Raw genomic sequence first — 17,500 nt, forward strand, 5'->3', positions numbered from 1 at the left:
TCTTGGTCGTTCTCACTGACCATCGCACGATGGCTCACCCCGTCGCGGTCACGACGCCGCGGGCCCGAAAGACCACCACCCCGCGGGACTCCAGGCCCGGTAGCCGGGGAACGACTGGGCCCGGCCGGTGAAACCATGCGCCCACTCGGTGAGATCGTCCAGCCGCCCCCTGTGCGTCAGGATGGGGTGAGACACCAGCACTGCTGACCTTCGCACTGCACGGGGCGAGAACGGACCAATACTGAGATGACGATGACGGTTGCTGACGTCGGCACCGATGATGGGGCTATGGCTCCTCGTGCTGACCGGCCCAAGAGGCGGACGTTCACCGCCGAGTTCAAAGCGGCGATCCTGGCCGAGTACGACGCCGCGGACCGCTCTGGGCGTGGGGAGATCCTGCGCCGGGAGGGCCTGTACACCTCCCACATCATCGAGTGGCGCAAGGCCGCGGCCGCCGGCTCGCTGTCCGGGCTGGGCAGCAAGCCGCGGGACCGGCGCGAGCGGGAGCTGCAGGCGCTACGGGCCCGGGCGGAGAAGGCCGAGGCCGAGCTGGCCAAGACCAGGGCGGCGCTGGACCTGATGGGAAAAGCACACGCGCTCTTGGAGACGCTCTCCGAGAGCGCGGACAAGCCGCCGCGGTCGCCGCGGTGATCAACCCGGCCGTCGACGGGCTGGCCGAGCACGTCGGCACCGCGGCTGCGTGCGCGCTGCTGGGTCGCTCCCGCGCCAGTCACTACCGGGCCAAGAACCCGCCACCGCCACGTCCACGGACACCGCGGCCGGCACCGGCGAACAAGCTGTCCGCCGCCGAGCGGGCCCACGTGCTGGCCGTGTTGACCAGCCAGCGGTTCGCGGACAAGTCGGTCGCCCAGGTCTGGGCCACGCTGCTGGACGAGGGCACCTACCTGTGCTCGATGTCCACGATGCACCGGATCCTGCGCGAGCACGACATGGCCGGGGAACGGCGCCGGCAGGCGAGCCACCCGCCCCGGACCCGGCCCGAGCTCGTCGCGACGGCGCCGGGGCAGGTGTGGAGTTGGGACATCACAAAGCTCAAGGGGCCGGAGCGGGGCGTGTACTACGACCTGTACGTCGTGCTCGACATCTTCTCCAGGTTCGTCGTGGGCTGGACCATCGCGGCCCGCGAGGACGCCGAGATCGCCAAGAACCTGCTCGAGCACGCCATGGGCATCCATGGCGTGCCGGAGGCGATCCACGCCGACCGCGGGACCTCGATGACCTCCAAACCGGTCGCTCAGCTGCTCGTCGACCTCGGGGTGGCCAGGTCGCACTCCCGCCCGCACGTGTCGAACGACAACCCTTACAGCGAGGCGGCGTTCAAGACGCTGAAGTACGCCCCGGTCTTCCCCGAGCGCTTCGGGTCCCTGGCCGACGCCGGCGCGTTCGCCGAGCAGTTCTTCGCCTACTACAACCACGAGCACCGCCACTGCGGGATCGGGCTGCACACCCCCGCCAGCGTCCACTTCGGCACCGCCGGGCAGGTCCGCGCCCAGCGCCAGGCCACCCTGGACGCGGCCTACGCCGCCCGTCCCGAGCGCTTCGGCCACCGCCGACCCCAGGCGCCCAAGCTGCCCGAGGCCGCCTGGATCAACCAGCCCTCACAGGAGGCCCTCATACAGACCGCCTGACGGAATCTGTCTCACCCGCCTTGACACTTTCCGGAAGACCACGGCCTGCTCACTCGCACCGTCTACCCCGAGGTTCCCGCTCGCGTGGAGTACGAACTTACTGACCTCGGACACAGCGCAGCCGCCCCGTTGAAGCATCTGCGCGACTGGGTTGAACACAACGTCGGAACCGACCAGTAGCGACCCCCTCGGCGCTACATCGAGCCAGGAGTCCCGGCCTCCGCGTAATACCGCGTCAACACAGACGAGGCGTCGCGGTCGCCGTCACCGGACACGACAGAGTTCAGCAGGTACCGGTACCCGTCACCGGTCGTCATCACCCTAATTGATAACGTCACACCTAGAAGGTGCGAAGTAACCGACGCGCGAGCACAGGAGCGCTTCTGTCATTTCGAAGGCGAGACTTCGCGCGATTGGGATTCGCCGGGCCATCCTTCTTCTCTTTCGTCGAACGTCACCGCAACACCGTGTCGCTGGGGTTCGTGAAATCTTCTTCCGGAAGCGAAACCCAGGTACTGCGCCATGAGGAACTCGCCGCAGCGATGCACAGGCGTTCGACAGTTCGGTCGCACGAACCGATCGTTTGTTAACGGACGGCACTGTACGTCGATCGAAAGTCGCGCCGACACCCCCTGCGAATTCGCGTCGCGGGATAGTTTGCCAGGATCCGGCGATCAGCGTGGTGCGCATCAAGGAGGTGCGCAGCGGCCTCAGCACGAGGAGCCTGCCCGCGAGGCCGACCACCCCGCCCCTAGGAACGGTAGGAGTGCGACGTCGGGGCGAGCTGGGGGCCACCCCCCGAGACCGAAAGTAGCACCGCAGCGACGATAAGCGCCACGCCAACCAGGGTGGTCGTCAGCTCCCCGACCAACGAACCGATCCATCCGCGTTCCTGGAGGTCTCGGAACATCCTTATGCTCAGCCCGAACGTTCCGTTCGAGCTGCGAACCGATCGTCTCGATGCGTCGTGGCAGACGCCTCAGCTGTCCACCGATGACCTGGAGTTGCACGCGGCCGTCGGCGAACATCTCCCTTGAGTCCATCGCCAGACGTATGAAATGAGGAGTTCGAGCAAGGGCCCGATCGACCAAGTCGTAGTCGGCAACGAGCTGGCACAGCGTTCCCTCGAGTGACACGAAGGAAACGACTGGCGTTCTCCTCCGCTGTTGGGGACGTCGGGTCGGCTGAAATAATGGCCGGGACGATACGGTGGCGAGTCAGAGCGCCGTGATCCACCGCGCGATCTCGTCAGCGATCTCGTCGCTATTGTCTTCGACCATCAGCGAGTGGCCGTTCCCAGCGAGAAGAGGCAGTTCGGACGACCAGAAGGTGACGGCGGCGCCCTGATCGGTGAGCCAGGCCACGATGTCCTGATCCAGCTGCGAGGGGTGGTCGGTATCGGCTCCACCCGTGAAGACGAGAATCGGCTTGTTCGTGAACGCGTCGGTCGGCCCGATCCTCATTTGGCTCCCACCGATGTTCTGACGCTGATAAAGCATCCGGGCCGGGATCGGCCGAAGGGTGCGGCGGAACACCTCGATGCACTCGCGGGGGAACCGCCGGCTGGGTCCGATGGCCTTGTCGTTCACGAAGGCGCTTGTGGGTTCCCAGAAACCCATCTTCGGGATGGTCCAGTCGATGGCCGCTCCACGGATGGAGACCTCCTGGTCGGACTCCCTCACGATCTCGGGCACCGCCTGTATATTTCCAGGCGGGCCCGGAGCGACGGCTACGAGCCCGTCGATGAGATCGCCATGCGTCTCTAGGAGGCGGAAGCCAATCGGACCTGCCATCGAGTGCACGACCAGCACGACGTTCCGGCCGAGACCAGAGAGGAACACGCCCATCCCTCGGCACACGCTCTCATAGTCCAGCCGCGCAGACGCCGCACGATCATCGACGTGTTGGGCCGCCTCATAGGACAACCCCAGCCAGTCCACCACCAGCACACCGTAGCCATGCGATACGAATCGTGCCGCCCAGCCCTGTCGGCCGTCGGGCGTCTCGAGATAGTACTCGTTCGAGGCACCACCCCCGTGCACGAGGACGATCCACCGAGCAGGCGCACCCGACGGCGCCAGTTCGGTGTACGAGATCGGCGCGACGTCGTCTGGGCGTGAAATCGAATCCATAGCTTCCCCAGGCCTGTTAGGCAATGACGGCGTCGAGGGCCCGTGCGAGCCTCTCCGGATGCGTGAGCATCACCAAATGGCTTCCGTCGATCTCGATCGTGCGCGGACTATCAAGCCGCCCGGCCGCGGCCTGGTAGATCTCAGCGGGAACGGCCTGGTCCTGAGCGAGGAACACATAACTTGACGGGATGCTGCTCGCCCAGAACCGGTCGAGGCGGATCGGCTCATCGGACCAGCCTGCCGGCGCTGGGACGAGCCTCGGCTCGAGCGCGGCGAGCTGCTGCTGCTCGAACGGGGACATGTCCTGCATAGACGCGGCCCAGAGCTCAGGCGGCATGACGATGGTGTTGTCGTCGGACTGACTCGCAAGCGCCTTCGTCGCTGCGACCAACGGATCGGGGAGCACGTCGTTAATGGTCTCGCCGTCGCGCAGCACCCAGGCGTCGACGAAGACGACCCGGCCGATGCGCTCGGGCATCGCCTCAGCGACGAGTTGGATGAGCGGACCTCCGCCGCTATGACCGACGAGCACGATGTCGAGCTGGGTGAGCTCTCTTACCTGATCGATCAGATCGCGCGCCATCATGCTCATCGTGACGCCGGAGCGGTCCACGTCACCGTCTTCGAGACCGCGCAGCGTCGGCGCGATCACCTCGTGCCCCATTCTGCGCAATTCGTCGGCGACGCCGTCCCACACCCAGCCGCCTACCCATCCGCCGTGCACCAGTACGATCTGCATTGATCATCCTCTTCGCATATTTATCTGCTGAGCAGAACTTGTTCCTAACTAGAAGACACAATAGCTTGCGCGGCGCCAACAGTCCAGCATGGCTCGAGCTCTCTTCAGAACGCGCCGAACGACCCCTGCACCAGGTCGCAGGGGAAAGAGACGACGAGCCTTCAGGAGGTCAGGTCGGCCAGACGTACGGCTGCCTCATCGAGGAGTGCGACGAGGGTCTTCACCTTGCGGGGAGGCAAGCGGAACACCGGGGCAGATGCGTTGATCGCCAACCGCAGCCCGCTCGCCGAGGGAACGGCCACGGCCACCGAGGCCACGCCCTCCTCGCTCTCCTCCCGGTTCGTTGCATAGCCCTGCTTCGCGACAAGATCCAGTTGTGCGAGGAGCTCGGTCTTGGTACGGATCGACTGCGGAGTCACCTGTGAGAGTTGCTCGTCGGGGTAGAGACGGTCCAATTGTTCTCGCGGGAGCTGCGCCAGGAGAACCTTTCCCGTGGAGGTGCAATGGGCCGGCATCTCCTTGCCCAACCGTGAAGCGACTCGCACCGCCGTCGTCGGTTCCGAGACTGCGAGAAAGCGAGTGGAGTTGCCGTCGAGCGTGCCGAGGTGAACCGTCTCGCCGGCTTGGTGGCTGAGTTCCTCGAGGATCGGTTGCACGATCTGCGGGATGTCCATCTTTCTCAGCACCGAGAAGGCGATCGTGGTCAACGACGGCCCTGGCCCGTATGTCTTCGTTCGCGGGTCTTGCCGCACGAATCCTCGCCATTGAAGCATCGCGAGGATGCGATGCGCCGTTGAGGTCGCGACACCCAGGTGCTTGCTGGCGTCCGTCAGTCGAAGTTCGTTCTTCTCACCGAGCAGGAGCAGGAGTTTCAGGGCATTGTCGACCGACTCGATCGGTATTGCGGAGCCGCATCGACTCCGTCGGCTGCTCTATTTCTCTGCACAACAGAAACTGTATCGTTCCTGCCGGCCCTCAGGGCCGCCATCAAGGGCAAGGCGATCCCGTCCAGGTCTATCCGGACGCCGATTCGAGCAGCCGGCCCAGTCGTACACGAACGTCGGAAAGCGACGATCCCGCTGCGATGGACCGGCGGACTTCGACGAGAGCGCGGGGCCAATTCAGTACCACTGCCCCGTCGAATGACAGACCATTCTGAGAGTACAGAGACGCGATCCGGTCGGGTGTTCGAGGGTCCGTCACCATCTCGGGGTTGACTGCCGTCGTGCGACCGACGATGTGCAGCTTCCAGTTGAACTGGTCACTCCAGACATACTCGACAGGCAGATATGAGCGTCGGTCGTCGGGATGAGCGATGTTGTGCGCGACACAGCGCGCCTGGTCGACCGCATTCGTCCAGTGCTCAAGACGGGTGAGATCGCCGCGAACCGGATGCCGCCACCGCGCAACATCGCCGATCGCATGGATTTCCGGGGCGCCGAGTGCCGTGAGGAATTCGTCGCAGACGAGACCGTCGTCGATCTCGAGCCCTGAGTCCTCGAGCCATTCGACGTTCGGCACTGCCCCGATGCCGATGACGACGACATCACCGTGGAGCTCGGAACCGTCATCCAGGAGCACGCGGAAGTCTCCCTTCGCACCGTCGATCTGCGCGACCGTCCGTCCGAGAACCGCATGTACGCCATGCCGGGAGTGCTTCTGCGAGAAGAGGGCGCCAATCTCGTCACCGAGCCGGCGTGACATCAGGTCGCGTGTCGCCGAGACCAGGGTGACATCGACTCCGAGCCCAAGAGCGGTCGCGGCGACCTCGGCGCCGATGAAGCCCGCTCCGATGACGATGATCCTGCGATCGGGAACTAGCTCGGCGCGCAGCCGGTCTGCGTCGTCGAGTGTCCGCAGCACATGGATTCCCTCGCCTTCACCCCACGGCGACGGCCGCGCGCGGACGCCGGTCGCCACCACGAGGTCATCGAAGCCGACCCGCCGTCCATTCGCCAGCCGGAGCTCCGACAACGCACGGTCCAGACCTACCGCCGGCACACCGAGACGAAGGTCGATGTTAAGCTCGAGCGCCTCCGCCGCCGTGAGGAGCGTGACCTCGGCTGCACCTGCACCGACGAGGTATCCCTTCGACAGCGGCGGCTTGTCGTAGGGCAGCACGGGCTCGGAGCCGATGAGCACAACGTCTCCGCGATACCCCTCTGCCCGAAGCGCCTGCGCGGCCCGTACCCCCGCGATCGACGCACCGACAATCGCTGTCGTCATTCGTCTTCCACCCGGAGCGCGGAAACCGGGCAGCTGTTCGCCGCCTCGGTGACCCGTTTCCGGTCGGCCTCGTCGACCTCTGTTCTGAGCAGGATCACGACGCCGTCGTCATCGAGATCGAAATAGTCTCCCGCGGCCATGATGCAGTTGGCGTAGCCCTGACAGAGCCCGAGATCCGCTTTCACGACAGGCATGTGTCACTCCTCTCCTGCTTCTTCAGGCGTTATCTCAGGGAACATCGGTGCGAACGGTTGGGCGATCATGGCGGAGAACGTCGCCGTAGTCTGCCAGGTCAGCGCCTCGAGCTCGAGCGGATCGAGAGCGACCCACTGCCCGGATCGCGGCGACTCGATCAGGAGCCGGGAGCCGTTGCGTGTCTCCACGCGAGATACCCGGATCTCCGAGAACTCATTGGCGATCGAGATCGGAGCCCCTACCCGCTGGTCTTCGAGCCGCTGACGTTCGTCTGCTGCTGCGATGGCCGCGATGCGGTCGTCCTCTTCGCCTTCCCATTCGAGTTTCATAGGAAGATCGCCAGATTCTGTGTGCGCAAGACCGACTCGTCGACCGTGATGGTTCGGCGTGCGAGCTGCAACCCGCCGCCGACACGTCGCAGAACGTCTTCGCGGCCGGCCGAGATCACCGCGGGCTCGTGCACGTCGCCGCGACTGCGGAAAAGAAGCACCGCAGAATCGACGACGACCTCGCCCGGGACGTCGCTCTCGAAGGTGCGCACGTTCGTGACGAAGTGACGGAGCCGGGAGGGCGGATCCTCTGTCCAGGCGTGTTCCGTGAGGAAGCGGGCGACCCGCCGGCTCAGGGAGTACTTGTTCTCGTCCCAATGCGCCATGCCCGGAGACGTCGAGTACCCGGCGCCGAGCGCGGTAGTGACCTGCACGGGCATGATGTAGTGCACATCGTCGGCGATGAGGTCGAGCCAGTCCTCGTACCGCTGCTCGTCGAGGATGTATGCCTCTTCGACGAGCCACCTGTGCGTCTCCAGATGCAGGCCGTCCGAGAACGACAACGAACTCCCCACCCGCGTGGCTTTGGTCGTATGTGCTCCGAGCGGCGACTCTTTCAGTCGAACCCAGCGCGCCTCGGTCATGACAGCCCCTCCGGCATCCCCACCGACGAGATGATCAGCGCGGTCGGCTCCGTCTCGAGGTAGTCCGCCCAGCGCTCGAGCAGATGCCGCTGGTTGTACTCTCCGTAACCGACGTGGGCCACGCCCGGGCCAGAGAACGCGTCCGGTCCGAGCGGCTCCACGACGAATCTGCCGTCTTTCAGCACGCCCATCCGGCTGTTCAGCAGCAAGCGCCGCGCCATATTCCCTTTCGCGGTGTTCGTAAGGGACACCCAGTTCTCCACATCGTCCTGCTCGAACATCCCCGTGCTGCCGAAGCACATCAGGTACGCCTTGTACGACAGAGCCTTGAACTCCTCCGGTGCCGCTGCGTCGACGGCGAACCAGGAAAGCACCTCGGTCTCGTTCTCGCTGATCGGCTGCCAGGTACGGATCGAGATGAACGGGAGCACGTCGTCGCCGTCTTCCACCTTCGGCCAGTTGTGCACGAAGCTCATGTTCGGGAAGATCGAGGCCGCCGAGATCATGAAGCCGTTCTCGCCGATCACATTGAGCTGGTCCTGGGACCAGACCTCCTTCATCCGGTCGATCATCTCGTCGGGGTAGCCCACGTAGCGCAGCCGCTCCTCGAGCGTTCCCTCCGGAAGCTTGTAGGTCGTGCCTCCGCCGTTGCCCGCCCAGTACGTGTTGCCGTCTTTACGCTTCTCCGCCTTCGGTTCGCGGAAGAGGCCGATCTCGACCACCGAGGTGTGGGTCTGTGGCGTGTGGTACATGTCGCCGGCGAAGTTCTCTGCGCCGATCTTCCAGTTCGCCTTCACCCGCCAGCGCTGCGGGCCGCGGAGCTCGATGCCCGAGGAGCTCTGCTTCGTGTAGTAGTCGAGATAGAAAGCGAAATCGCCGAGGTAGTCGATCAGCGGTGGCGCATCCGGATCCATGCTGATGAAGATCAACCCGTTGTAGCTGTCGAGGCTCGGCGCCGGAAGCAGGCGGGCTCCCTTGCGATTGAAGCCAGCCTCGCCACCGTACGCCTCTTCGTGGAACGGCAGCCCCACGATTCGTCCGTCGTTGCGGTACGACCAGCCGTGATACGGGCAGCGGAAGTGCGAGGCGTTGCCCATTTCCGCCCGGCACACCTGCATTCCTCGGTGCAGGCACATGTTGAACATCGCCTTGACGGAGCCACTCTCGTCGCGCACCACGATGAACGAGTCGTCGAGCACTCGCCGCACCACGTAGTCGCCGGGCTGAGGGATCTCTGATTCGTGACCCACGAAGATCCACGCGCGACTGAACAAGCGCTCCCGCTCGAGCCCTGTGCGTCAGGATGGGGTGAGACACCAGCACTGCTGACCTTCGCACTGCACGGGGCGAGAACGGACCAATACTGAGATGACGATGACGGTTGCTGACGTCGGCACCGATGATGGGGCTATGGCTCCTCGTGCTGACCGGCCCAAGAGGCGGACGTTCACCGCCGAGTTCAAAGCGGCGATCCTGGCCGAGTACGACGCCGCGGACCGCTCTGGGCGTGGGGAGATCCTGCGCCGGGAGGGCCTGTACACCTCCCACATCATCGAGTGGCGCAAGGCCGCGGCCGCCGGCTCGCTGTCCGGGCTGGGCAGCAAGCCGCGGGACCGGCGCGAGCGGGAGCTGCAGGCGCTACGGGCCCGGGCGGAGAAGGCCGAGGCCGAGCTGGCCAAGACCAGGGCGGCGCTGGACCTGATGGGAAAAGCACACGCGCTCTTGGAGACGCTCTCCGAGAGCGCGGACAAGCCGCCGCGGTCGCCGCGGTGATCAACCCGGCCGTCGACGGGCTGGCCGAGCACGTCGGCACCGCGGCTGCGTGCGCGCTGCTGGGTCGCTCCCGCGCCAGTCACTACCGGGCCAAGAACCCGCCACCGCCACGTCCACGGACACCGCGGCCGGCACCGGCGAACAAGCTGTCCGCCGCCGAGCGGGCCCACGTGCTGGCCGTGTTGACCAGCCAGCGGTTCGCGGACAAGTCGGTCGCCCAGGTCTGGGCCACGCTGCTGGACGAGGGCACCTACCTGTGCTCGATGTCCACGATGCACCGGATCCTGCGCGAGCACGACATGGCCGGGGAACGGCGCCGGCAGGCGAGCCACCCGCCCCGGACCCGGCCCGAGCTCGTCGCGACGGCGCCGGGGCAGGTGTGGAGTTGGGACATCACAAAGCTCAAGGGGCCGGAGCGGGGCGTGTACTACGACCTGTACGTCGTGCTCGACATCTTCTCCAGGTTCGTCGTGGGCTGGACCATCGCGGCCCGCGAGGACGCCGAGATCGCCAAGAACCTGCTCGAGCACGCCATGGGCATCCATGGCGTGCCGGAGGCGATCCACGCCGACCGCGGGACCTCGATGACCTCCAAACCGGTCGCTCAGCTGCTCGTCGACCTCGGGGTGGCCAGGTCGCACTCCCGCCCGCACGTGTCGAACGACAACCCTTACAGCGAGGCGGCGTTCAAGACGCTGAAGTACGCCCCGGTCTTCCCCGAGCGCTTCGGGTCCCTGGCCGACGCCGGCGCGTTCGCCGAGCAGTTCTTCGCCTACTACAACCACGAGCACCGCCACTGCGGGATCGGGCTGCACACCCCCGCCAGCGTCCACTTCGGCACCGCCGGGCAGGTCCGCGCCCAGCGCCAGGCCACCCTGGACGCGGCCTACGCCGCCCGTCCCGAGCGCTTCGGCCACCGCCGACCCCAGGCGCCCAAGCTGCCCGAGGCCGCCTGGATCAACCAGCCCTCACAGGAGGCCCTCATACAGACCGCCTGACGGAATCTGTCTCACCCGCCTTGACACTTTCCGCTTCGATTACAGCCCGATCACGGAGCGACCGACGATTTCGTGGCCGAATGGGGCCCGAGTGGCGTTCTATGTCGGGCTGAACATCGAGCACTATCAGATCGACAAGCCCTCCACGAGCATCTTCGGCGGTACCGCGATGCTGCAGCCGGATCCTTCGGGAGCTGGGGTATGACTACGTCCTGGACTGGACGAACGACGATCAGCCGTATCCGCTGAACGTCGACGGGATGTTCAGCGTTCCCTACACGATAGAACTCAACGATGTGACGATGTTCGTGAGTAAGAGCTATACCGGCCCGCAGTTCCTGGAAGCGGTGATCGACCAGTTCGATCAGCTCTATTCAGACTCCGAGCACTCGGGTCGCGTCATGTCGCTGCCGTTGCACCCGTTCATCGTCGGCCAGCCGTTCCGCCACCGCTACCTTGATCGGGCCCTCGAGCACATCACGTCTCACGATGGTGTCTGGGTGACGACGAGCGATGCCATCGCGGCGCACTATCAGTCGACGGGGAACAGGAGAGCCGATTCGTGACGAATACGGAGCTGATCGATGAGTACGCACGGCTGCGCGACGAGTTCAAGGCCAAGGGATTGGGCGGCCGGATCGGCTACGGCGAGAAGCCGGCGCTGCTGATCGTCGACTTGATCACCGGATTCACGGACAGCCGTTCGCCCCTGTCAGGCGAACTGGAGTCACAGCTGGCCGCCACCAATGCCTTACTCGTCCCCGCCCGTGAACTCGAGATCCCCATCTTCTTCTCGACGGTCGCGTACGACACCGAATTGCAGGAGGCGGGGCTCTGGATCAAGAAGATCCCGTCCAACCACCTGTTGGTGGAGGGCAGCGAATGGGTGGAGGTCGACAGCAGGCTGGGCCAGCTGCCCCACGAGATGACCCTGGTGAAGAAGTACGCATCCTGCTTCTTCGGAACTGATCTCGCCGCACGCTTGATCTCACGGGGTGTCGACACCATCATCATCGTCGGCTGCACCACCAGTGGGTGCGTGCGCGCCTCGGCGGTTGACGCCTGCTCCTACGGCTTCCACACCATCGTCGTCGAAGAGGCAGTCGGCGACCGGGCAGCCCTTCCGCACCTGGCCAGCCTCTTTGACATCGACGCGAAGTACGGCGATGTCGTCAGCCTCGACGACGCACGTGCTTACCTGCGGGGGCTTGCGCAACAGAACGATTGACTGCAGTAACGCCGTGGGGCCAACTTCCTCTGTGCGGAATATTGAACCGGCGTGCAGGCCGAGATCCCGCAGATGCTGGCGCAGGGCGGCGGATCCATCATCAACACCGCCTCGTCCCTCGGGCAGGTCGCCATCGCCCACCAGTCCGCCTACGTCACGTCGAAGCACGGCGTCATCGGCCTCACCCGAGCCGCCGCGGTGGAGTACTCCGACAAAGGCATCCGCGTGAACGCAGTGCTGCCCGGGGTGATCCAGACGCCAATGATAGACGCGCTGGAGGAGACCTACCCCGGCTTCAAGGACGCGCTGCTGACGAAGCACCCGATCGGCCGACTCGGCACGCCGCACGACATCGCCGAGATGGTCGCGTGGCTCGGTTCCGACGCGGCCGCCTTCGCGACCGGCGCGCAGTTCGCCGTCGACGGCGGGTACCTCGCGATTTAGACGAGGTGGCCACGACGGACGGGAGGCACGGTGTCAGCTGACACCGTGCCTCACGTCCGTCACCGGTCGCGCCGCGACCCGCGTGTCAGCCGTTCTTCGCGGCCAGTCGGTCCGTCTCGCTGTCGTTCCGCCACCCGGCGGTCGCGCCGCCGTCGACGCTGTAGTTCTGTCCGGTCACCCAAGAGGACTCGTCGGAGGCCAGGTAGAGCGGCATGTACGCGATGTCCTCGCCCGTGCCGGGGCGTTGAATGAGCGCGTTGCCGACCTGCCAGGCCTTGCCCTCCGCATCCACCGCCTTGTCCGTCGCCGGGGTGCTGACGAAGCCAGGCGAGATCGAGTTCGCGCGGACGCCGTAGCGGGCGCCCTCCGCAGCGAGCGACTTCGTCATCGCGATGACGCCGCCCTTCGCGGTGGTGTGCGCGACCTGGCGAGCGGCTCGATCCCGCGACCTTCGCGATCGACGGAAAGCAACTCGAGATCGATCTCGAGTTCGAGGCCTGGGCCAAGAGCGCGCGCCGCATCGGCGCAGCCACCCGGCGTCCGGCGAGGACGTCGCGGGGCGGACGGGCCGATCTCAACACGGTGCGTGAATGGGCCAGTCAGAACGGACACCAGGTCAGCGATCGCGGCAGGGTTCCCGCGTCCATCCTCGAGGCGTACGACGCGGCGCACTGACGCGGTCACTCCTGGGCTGAGCCGCGCGCTGCGCGCCAGTGCTCCGTGACGGGATAACCGGAGCGCACGTGCGCGCGCACGTGGACCTCCCCCGAAGGGGATCCGCTGCCGCCCGGCTCCGGCGGCGGAGGGTTCTGTGTCCAGCCTGAGCCAGGGACCCAGACCGTCCCCGGTTGCACGGGCGCGTCGGCGAGCGCGGGATCGATCAGCTGACGCGCGAGAGCCACGGCCTCACCCAGATCGGTGATCCCGCCGGCTGAGGGCGTGCCGGCCGCGAGCACCCGGTAGGGACCGTCCCAACCGTCCGGGACCGTGAACGTAGTGAACGAGTCGAGCTTTGACAGTGCACGCTTCGCGTCGATGGCCATCTGCAGCTCGCGCAGGTCGACGCGCTGCGTGCGTGCAATGGTGACGATGTCCACCAGGTCTTTCGCGCGGCTGCTGGGGCGGCCGTTGTAGGTGCTCATCGTCGCAGTGACCTTCTCCGCGACCTGATCGGAGATCGGGAACAGCCGGTAGGGGTGCGACGGGACCGGCCGCCCCAGCTGCAGCCGCGTCGACGGCTCGATCGTCTCGACGCGGCCGACCGGGGGAGGGCCGACGACCACGTCGATGGGGATGTCGGAGATCCTCCGGCCGGTGTTCGCGTCCAGACATGTGAACACCAGGCGCCGGGTCGCGACACCCGGCTGGTTCTCTCCTCGCCCGGTCGCACGGGCACGGGTGAGCTGGAACCGCACATGGTCGCCGAGATCACGCGCGGCTGCCTGCTCGAGCGCCTGCTGCGCGGCATCCAGATCGGCGGCGCCGGTCGAGGCCAGATCCAGGTCTTTCGTCGACCGTGACTTCGGCACCCGGGCGAGCATCGCCGTGCCGCCCTTGAGCAGCCACTCGGACTCTTCCCCCTCCGCAAAGACCCGGCTGAGGAAACGATCGTGCTGTGCCTGCACGATCTGCGCATTCACATCCAGCGCGCTCGCGCCGTCACCGGCTGCCTTCGTCGCGGCCGCCTTGATCGCCTGCGCAAGCCCCGTCCAGTCTTTGTAGCCGTCGGGCTCAGGCATCGGCCGGCACCACCGCGTCGACGCCCGCAAGAGCGAGCAGATCAGCCGCGAGCGCGGCACCCGAGGGGTACTTGTTGGGCTTGGCCAGCGGCTCCAGATACTCGGTCAGGCGGGCGGGGGAGAGCAGCTTTCCCGCGTCCGCGGCGTCGGCGAGCGCATCGGCGACGAGGGAGCGGTCGACCCACTGCTCGATCAGGTCGGCGATCGTGCGCTCGACGCTCATGGTCGGCATCCCGTCGACGGAGACCACCTCGGTGGGCGCGAGCTCGCGGGTGCGGAGCCGCACCCCGTCCAGGCGGGTACCGCGGCGGGTGGGAACGACGAACTCGAGTGGCCCGGGGAACCAGTCGCCGATGCCATGCAGCTGCGCGGCCGTCTGGCCTGCGGCGACGACGGGCGGGACGCCGGTGTCTGTGCGGGGACGGTCGGCGCCGCCGAGGGCGAGCCAGGTCGCGAGGATCGCCTCCTGCTCGTGCTCTGGCGCGCCGGCGAGGCGGTAGACGCCGCGCGCGACGCGGATGAGCGCGCCGCTGTTGGCGAGGCGCGTCAGGGTCGGGCGCGCCACGCCAGCCTCGAGCGCCTGGGCGGTGGTCACCAGGCCCCAACGCTGTGACGCGAGCTCGCCCAGACGAGCGAAAGTTGATCCTGCCATGCGCACAGTGTAGCGAGAAACCGCAACAAACGTTGTAGCTCGTTCAGATTGTCGACTTCGAGCCTCTGGGGCCACCCCTTAGCAGTGAGGGGGTTCCAAACCCTCGGGAACGGGTTATATTCGGGAATATAACCATCTGTGAGGAGGAGAAGATGCGGACCCACACCTGCCCGCCGGACCACAAGCACGGGCTGACCTCCACCTGCTACGTCGTCCACCTCTGCGGGTGCCGCGCCTGCATGGACGGCAACGCGCGCCGCCGCCGCGACCGCTACCGTCTCCTGGCCTACGGGCGATACCAGGACGCGCACCAACCCATCGAGCCGATCCGGCAGCACCTGCAGGCACTGGTCGACACCGGGATGATCCCCGAACGGATCGCCATCAGCGCCGGCGTCGGCGGCGCCACGGTCCGTCGCCTGCTCAACAGCGAGACGGCACGGTTCGTCACCGGCGCCACCGCCCGCAAACTCCTCGCAGTCACCCCCGACAGCAGCACTCTCGCCGCGCAGGGCCGAGTCAACGGCCGCGGCACCCGCCGGCGCCTCCAGGCTCTGGCCGCGATCGGATGGAACCACCACGAGATCGCACGCCGACTCGGCTACCCGCGCTGGAAGGTCAACAAGGCACTCGAAGGCGCCTACGTGGACATCCGTGTCCACGACGACATCGCCGCGCTCTACGACGAGCTCTGGGACCAGCAGCCCCCCACCCACACCCGAGCGCAGCGGGTCGGCCGCTCCTACGCACTCACGGTCGCACGCCGGCACGGCTGGCTGCCGCCGCTGGCCTGGGACGACATCGACACCGACCCGGCACCGCCCACAGCCGGGCAGGAACCCCTGCTCGACGAGATCGCGATCGAGCTCGCTCTCGCCGGCCAGAACGTCCGCCTCACCCGAGACGAGCGCCTCGAAGCCACCCGACGCGGGACCGAACGCGGACTCAGCCTCACCCAGCTCAGCGACCTGCTCGGCGTCGACGTCCGCACCATCGACCGCGACCGTGACGACCTCGGACTCCGGCAGGCCGCCTGATGAGCAAGACGCTCGACATCCTCGAAGCCGCCCTGCACGGCACCACCGCCGGCTACCTGGCCGGATGCCGCAGCAAGGGAGGATGCCCGAACCACGGCAACCGCCAGCTGCTCACCTGCACCGAAGCGGCCCGCGCCCGCCGCCACTACTTCTCGCTCGCCTCGCTCGAGGAGACCGAGCCGATCACCCGGCAGATGCTCCGCGACGCCAAGAACAGCCCCTTCGCACCGAAAGAAGCCGCAGATGTCTGACCAGCCGAACACCTTCACCATCGACTCCACCAAAGAGGGAGAGTGGCTGCGGGTCGTCCGCGCGCTCGGCGGCCATCGCTGGGCCCTGTCGCTGCGCTTCAACCCCCTCCCGCTGACTCAGCGAGGCGCCCGGCACACCCGGCCAACGCGGCAGCCCACACCCCACGCGGCAGCAGGCCACGGGCCGAACGCGAGACTGCACCTGCCCAGCTGCGCGATCTCCCCCCAGCTCGGCAACGGCCGCGGCGCCCACCTCAAGCAGATCCCCCACCTGGGCCGAACCGAGGAGCACTGATGACCGACATCGCCGTGCGCCTCCAGGAAGCCATGACCATCCAGACCGGCACACCCGTCACCGTCCGATGGAGCTTCCGCGAGTTCGCGCTCAACTGCACCCGCCGCGACGGCCGCCCCCTCACCCAACGGATGCACAGGCTCTTCCAGACGCTGCTCAACCGTGAAGCGCTCCGCGAGCTCACTCCAGGAGAAGACCCAACGATGGGATCCCGCGCAACCCTCATCGAGATCATCGACGACCTCGCCGTCAGCGCCGACCACCAAGGCGCCCGCGCGGCCGCGCTCGCCGAGGTCCTCCTCAGTGCCGGCATGTTCCACCTCGGCGACCAGCTCCGCCGCCAGAGCCACGCACTCTCAGAGCTCGACGCCGACGACGAAACCCTCGAGGTCATCGACGAGGCACGCACCCAGATCGCCCGAACCATACTGCTGCTCGACCAAGCCGACACCGCACAGGCAAAGGAGCGCAGATGAACCGACGCACCCGCCGCGCCAGCACAGCCCTCGCCGCGGTCGCAGCTCTCGCGCTCGGCTTCGGCGCCCACCAGCTGGGCATCACCTCCTGGATCGACACATGGACGCGCCCGCAGGCACCCGCCCCGGACCCGACCTACGACTACACCGCGCTCGCCGCAGTCGCGCAGGAGCTGCCGCTGATCGATCCCACCGAGGAGATTCCCGAGTATCGCCGCGCCACGTTCGGCGAGCGCTGGATCGACATCGAGGGAAACGGCTGCGATCAGCGAGACGATCTCCTCGCCGTCCAGCTGCAGGACGTCGTCCGTGACGGTTGCACGGTGCTCTCCGGCGTGCTCGACCCCGATCCGTACACGGGCACACGCATTGAGTTCGAGCACGACCGGATCGCCGCCCCTGGAGCCCCGGGAAGCTCCGGCGTCCAGATCGACCACATCGTCAGCCTTTCGGCGGCGCACGCCGGGGGCGCGTGGGCGTGGACCGAGCAGCAGCGCATTCAGTTCGCCAACTCGTTCGACAACATCGTCGCCGTCGATGGCAACACGAATGCGGCCAAGAACGACCACGGGCCAGCCCTGTGGCTGCCATCGAACGCCGACTACGTGTGCACCTACGTCGCCCGCTACACGGAGATCGTCGACACCTGGCACCTCGCGGTCGACGAAGCCGACCGCGGTGCGCTCGTGGACACGCTCTCAACCTGCGCTGCCCAGCAAGCCAGCGACGAGAGCGGGAGCATGTCGTGAAGCC

General features: G+C 66.8%; 21 protein-coding genes and 3 pseudogenes. 12 read left to right on the forward strand and 12 right to left on the reverse strand.

Annotated features, from left to right (window positions below):
- Nucleotides 1–288 precede the first annotated feature (288 nt).
- A pseudogene (locus AB0P29_RS15260) lies at nucleotides 289–1,649 on the forward strand (IS3 family transposase).
- Between the two features lie 45 nt (nucleotides 1,650–1,694).
- A complete protein-coding gene (locus tag AB0P29_RS15265; RefSeq protein WP_082802890.1) occupies nucleotides 1,695–1,829 on the forward strand; it encodes a winged helix-turn-helix transcriptional regulator in 135 nt (44 codons plus the stop codon).
- A 1,037-nt stretch (nucleotides 1,830–2,866) separates the two neighbouring features.
- Here the strand turns inward: AB0P29_RS15265 and AB0P29_RS15270 are convergent.
- From AB0P29_RS15270 to AB0P29_RS15310, 9 genes and pseudogenes are all read right to left on the reverse strand, one after another.
- The gene (locus AB0P29_RS15270; protein ID WP_005054941.1) at nucleotides 2,867–3,781 is read right to left on the reverse strand and encodes an alpha/beta fold hydrolase; all 915 of its coding nucleotides are present in this window, start codon (nucleotides 3,779–3,781) and stop codon (nucleotides 2,867–2,869) included.
- A gap of 16 nt (nucleotides 3,782–3,797) precedes the next feature.
- Entirely contained in the window at nucleotides 3,798–4,520 is a 723-nt protein-coding gene (locus AB0P29_RS15275; protein ID WP_005054944.1) for an alpha/beta hydrolase, read from the reverse strand.
- A 161-nt stretch (nucleotides 4,521–4,681) separates the two neighbouring features.
- On the reverse strand, nucleotides 4,682–5,227 hold the full coding sequence (locus AB0P29_RS15280; protein WP_223159176.1) for an IclR family transcriptional regulator: 546 nt from the start codon (nucleotides 5,225–5,227) through the stop codon (nucleotides 4,682–4,684).
- A 42-nt stretch (nucleotides 5,228–5,269) separates the two neighbouring features.
- Nucleotides 5,270–5,422: pseudogene (locus AB0P29_RS15285) on the reverse strand (helix-turn-helix domain-containing protein); the annotation flags it as partial.
- Between the two features lie 112 nt (nucleotides 5,423–5,534).
- Nucleotides 5,535–6,746, reverse strand: coding sequence for an FAD-dependent oxidoreductase (locus AB0P29_RS15290; RefSeq protein WP_005054949.1), 1,212 nt, complete (start codon nucleotides 6,744–6,746; stop codon nucleotides 5,535–5,537).
- Nucleotides 6,743–6,940: a ferredoxin gene (locus AB0P29_RS15295; protein ID WP_005054951.1), complete on the reverse strand. Its 198-nt coding sequence runs from the start codon at nucleotides 6,938–6,940 to the stop codon at nucleotides 6,743–6,745. Before AB0P29_RS15295 ends, AB0P29_RS15290 begins: the two co-directional genes overlap by 4 nt.
- 3 nt (nucleotides 6,941–6,943) lie before the next feature.
- Nucleotides 6,944–7,270, reverse strand: coding sequence for a hypothetical protein (locus AB0P29_RS15300; protein ID WP_005054953.1), 327 nt, complete (start codon nucleotides 7,268–7,270; stop codon nucleotides 6,944–6,946).
- Nucleotides 7,267–7,854: a 3-phenylpropionate/cinnamic acid dioxygenase subunit beta gene (locus AB0P29_RS15305; RefSeq protein WP_005054954.1), complete on the reverse strand. Its 588-nt coding sequence runs from the start codon at nucleotides 7,852–7,854 to the stop codon at nucleotides 7,267–7,269. The genes AB0P29_RS15300 and AB0P29_RS15305 overlap by 4 nt, the downstream gene beginning before the upstream one ends.
- Nucleotides 7,851–9,104 (reverse strand): aromatic ring-hydroxylating dioxygenase subunit alpha, encoded by a 1,254-nt coding sequence (locus AB0P29_RS15310; RefSeq protein ID WP_005054956.1) that lies wholly within the window; start codon nucleotides 9,102–9,104, stop codon nucleotides 7,851–7,853. The genes AB0P29_RS15305 and AB0P29_RS15310 overlap by 4 nt, the downstream gene beginning before the upstream one ends.
- Before the next feature lie 160 nt (nucleotides 9,105–9,264).
- On the opposite strand from AB0P29_RS15310, the pseudogene AB0P29_RS15315 reads away from it, so the two are divergent.
- From AB0P29_RS15315 to AB0P29_RS15330, 4 genes and pseudogenes are all read left to right on the forward strand, one after another.
- Nucleotides 9,265–10,625, forward strand: a pseudogene (locus AB0P29_RS15315) (IS3 family transposase).
- Nucleotides 10,626–10,885: 260 nt separating this feature from the next.
- The gene (locus tag AB0P29_RS15320; RefSeq protein WP_005050797.1) at nucleotides 10,886–11,191 is read left to right on the forward strand and encodes a hypothetical protein; all 306 of its coding nucleotides are present in this window, start codon (nucleotides 10,886–10,888) and stop codon (nucleotides 11,189–11,191) included.
- Entirely contained in the window at nucleotides 11,188–11,853 is a 666-nt protein-coding gene (locus tag AB0P29_RS15325; protein ID WP_005050795.1) for an N-carbamoylsarcosine amidohydrolase, read from the forward strand. Before AB0P29_RS15320 ends, AB0P29_RS15325 begins: the two co-directional genes overlap by 4 nt.
- 51 nt (nucleotides 11,854–11,904) lie before the next feature.
- Nucleotides 11,905–12,297: an SDR family oxidoreductase gene (locus AB0P29_RS15330; RefSeq protein WP_005050794.1), complete on the forward strand. Its 393-nt coding sequence runs from the start codon at nucleotides 11,905–11,907 to the stop codon at nucleotides 12,295–12,297.
- Between the two features lie 85 nt (nucleotides 12,298–12,382).
- On the opposite strand, the gene AB0P29_RS15335 is transcribed toward AB0P29_RS15330, so the two are convergent.
- Entirely contained in the window at nucleotides 12,383–12,826 is a 444-nt protein-coding gene (locus tag AB0P29_RS15335; RefSeq protein WP_082157159.1) for an SDR family oxidoreductase, read from the reverse strand.
- Between AB0P29_RS15335 and AB0P29_RS15340 the strand changes: the two genes are divergently transcribed.
- Nucleotides 12,754–12,972, forward strand: a complete 219-nt coding sequence (locus AB0P29_RS15340) for a histone-like nucleoid-structuring protein Lsr2 (protein WP_082157160.1) — start codon at nucleotides 12,754–12,756, stop codon at nucleotides 12,970–12,972. The two genes, AB0P29_RS15335 and AB0P29_RS15340, sit on opposite strands and share 73 nt — an antisense overlap.
- A gap of 5 nt (nucleotides 12,973–12,977) precedes the next feature.
- Here the strand turns inward: AB0P29_RS15340 and AB0P29_RS15345 are convergent, their stop codons facing one another.
- Together AB0P29_RS15345 and AB0P29_RS15350 are read right to left on the reverse strand one after the other, a co-directional pair.
- The gene (locus AB0P29_RS15345) at nucleotides 12,978–14,096 is read right to left on the reverse strand and encodes a nucleotidyl transferase AbiEii/AbiGii toxin family protein (RefSeq protein ID WP_236969047.1); all 1,119 of its coding nucleotides are present in this window, start codon (nucleotides 14,094–14,096) and stop codon (nucleotides 12,978–12,980) included.
- Entirely contained in the window at nucleotides 14,029–14,688 is a 660-nt protein-coding gene (locus AB0P29_RS15350) for a type IV toxin-antitoxin system AbiEi family antitoxin domain-containing protein (protein WP_005050774.1), read from the reverse strand. The genes AB0P29_RS15345 and AB0P29_RS15350 overlap by 68 nt, the downstream gene beginning before the upstream one ends.
- Nucleotides 14,689–14,840: 152 nt before the next feature.
- On the opposite strand from AB0P29_RS15350, the gene AB0P29_RS15355 reads away from it, so the two are divergent.
- Genes AB0P29_RS15355 through AB0P29_RS15375 form a run of 5 tightly spaced genes read left to right on the forward strand, consistent with a single transcriptional unit; the run spans nucleotide 14,841 to nucleotide 17,496 of the window.
- Complete coding sequence (locus tag AB0P29_RS15355; RefSeq protein ID WP_005050771.1) at nucleotides 14,841–15,725, forward strand: hypothetical protein; 885 nt, start codon at nucleotides 14,841–14,843, stop codon at nucleotides 15,723–15,725.
- Nucleotides 15,725–15,976, forward strand: coding sequence for a hypothetical protein (locus AB0P29_RS15360; protein ID WP_005050769.1), 252 nt, complete (start codon nucleotides 15,725–15,727; stop codon nucleotides 15,974–15,976). Before AB0P29_RS15355 ends, AB0P29_RS15360 begins: the two co-directional genes overlap by 1 nt.
- Nucleotides 15,969–16,271 (forward strand): hypothetical protein, encoded by a 303-nt coding sequence (locus tag AB0P29_RS15365; RefSeq protein WP_005050767.1) that lies wholly within the window; start codon nucleotides 15,969–15,971, stop codon nucleotides 16,269–16,271. The genes AB0P29_RS15360 and AB0P29_RS15365 overlap by 8 nt, the downstream gene beginning before the upstream one ends.
- Entirely contained in the window at nucleotides 16,271–16,747 is a 477-nt protein-coding gene (locus AB0P29_RS15370; RefSeq protein WP_005050765.1) for a hypothetical protein, read from the forward strand. The genes AB0P29_RS15365 and AB0P29_RS15370 overlap by 1 nt, the downstream gene beginning before the upstream one ends.
- A complete protein-coding gene (locus AB0P29_RS15375; protein ID WP_005050763.1) occupies nucleotides 16,744–17,496 on the forward strand; it encodes an HNH endonuclease family protein in 753 nt (250 codons plus the stop codon). The genes AB0P29_RS15370 and AB0P29_RS15375 overlap by 4 nt, the downstream gene beginning before the upstream one ends.
- Nucleotides 17,497–17,500: the final 4 nt, after the last annotated feature.

Origin of the sequence: Microbacterium sp. NPDC080220 (assembly GCF_040686395.1) — a bacterium.
GTDB lineage: Bacteria > Actinomycetota > Actinomycetes > Actinomycetales > Microbacteriaceae > Microbacterium > Microbacterium gawkjiense.

Coding starts and splice junctions, on each gene's coding strand:
- AB0P29_RS15270 (WP_005054941.1), bottom strand. CDS start 3,781: ATGGATTCGATTTCACGCCCAGACGACGTCGCGCCGATCTCGTACACC.
- AB0P29_RS15275 (WP_005054944.1), bottom strand. CDS start 4,520: ATGCAGATCGTACTGGTGCACGGCGGATGGGTAGGCGGCTGGGTGTGG.
- AB0P29_RS15290 (WP_005054949.1), bottom strand. CDS start 6,746: ATGACGACAGCGATTGTCGGTGCGTCGATCGCGGGGGTACGGGCCGCG.
- AB0P29_RS15295 (WP_005054951.1), bottom strand. CDS start 6,940: ATGCCTGTCGTGAAAGCGGATCTCGGGCTCTGTCAGGGCTACGCCAAC.
- AB0P29_RS15300 (WP_005054953.1), bottom strand. CDS start 7,270: ATGAAACTCGAATGGGAAGGCGAAGAGGACGACCGCATCGCGGCCATC.
- AB0P29_RS15305 (WP_005054954.1), bottom strand. CDS start 7,854: ATGACCGAGGCGCGCTGGGTTCGACTGAAAGAGTCGCCGCTCGGAGCA.
- AB0P29_RS15320 (WP_005050797.1), top strand. CDS start 10,886: ATGTTCAGCGTTCCCTACACGATAGAACTCAACGATGTGACGATGTTC.
- AB0P29_RS15350 (WP_005050774.1), bottom strand. CDS start 14,688: ATGGCAGGATCAACTTTCGCTCGTCTGGGCGAGCTCGCGTCACAGCGT.
- AB0P29_RS15355 (WP_005050771.1), top strand. CDS start 14,841: ATGCGGACCCACACCTGCCCGCCGGACCACAAGCACGGGCTGACCTCC.
- AB0P29_RS15360 (WP_005050769.1), top strand. CDS start 15,725: ATGAGCAAGACGCTCGACATCCTCGAAGCCGCCCTGCACGGCACCACC.
- AB0P29_RS15365 (WP_005050767.1), top strand. CDS start 15,969: ATGTCTGACCAGCCGAACACCTTCACCATCGACTCCACCAAAGAGGGA.
- AB0P29_RS15370 (WP_005050765.1), top strand. CDS start 16,271: ATGACCGACATCGCCGTGCGCCTCCAGGAAGCCATGACCATCCAGACC.
- AB0P29_RS15375 (WP_005050763.1), top strand. CDS start 16,744: ATGAACCGACGCACCCGCCGCGCCAGCACAGCCCTCGCCGCGGTCGCA.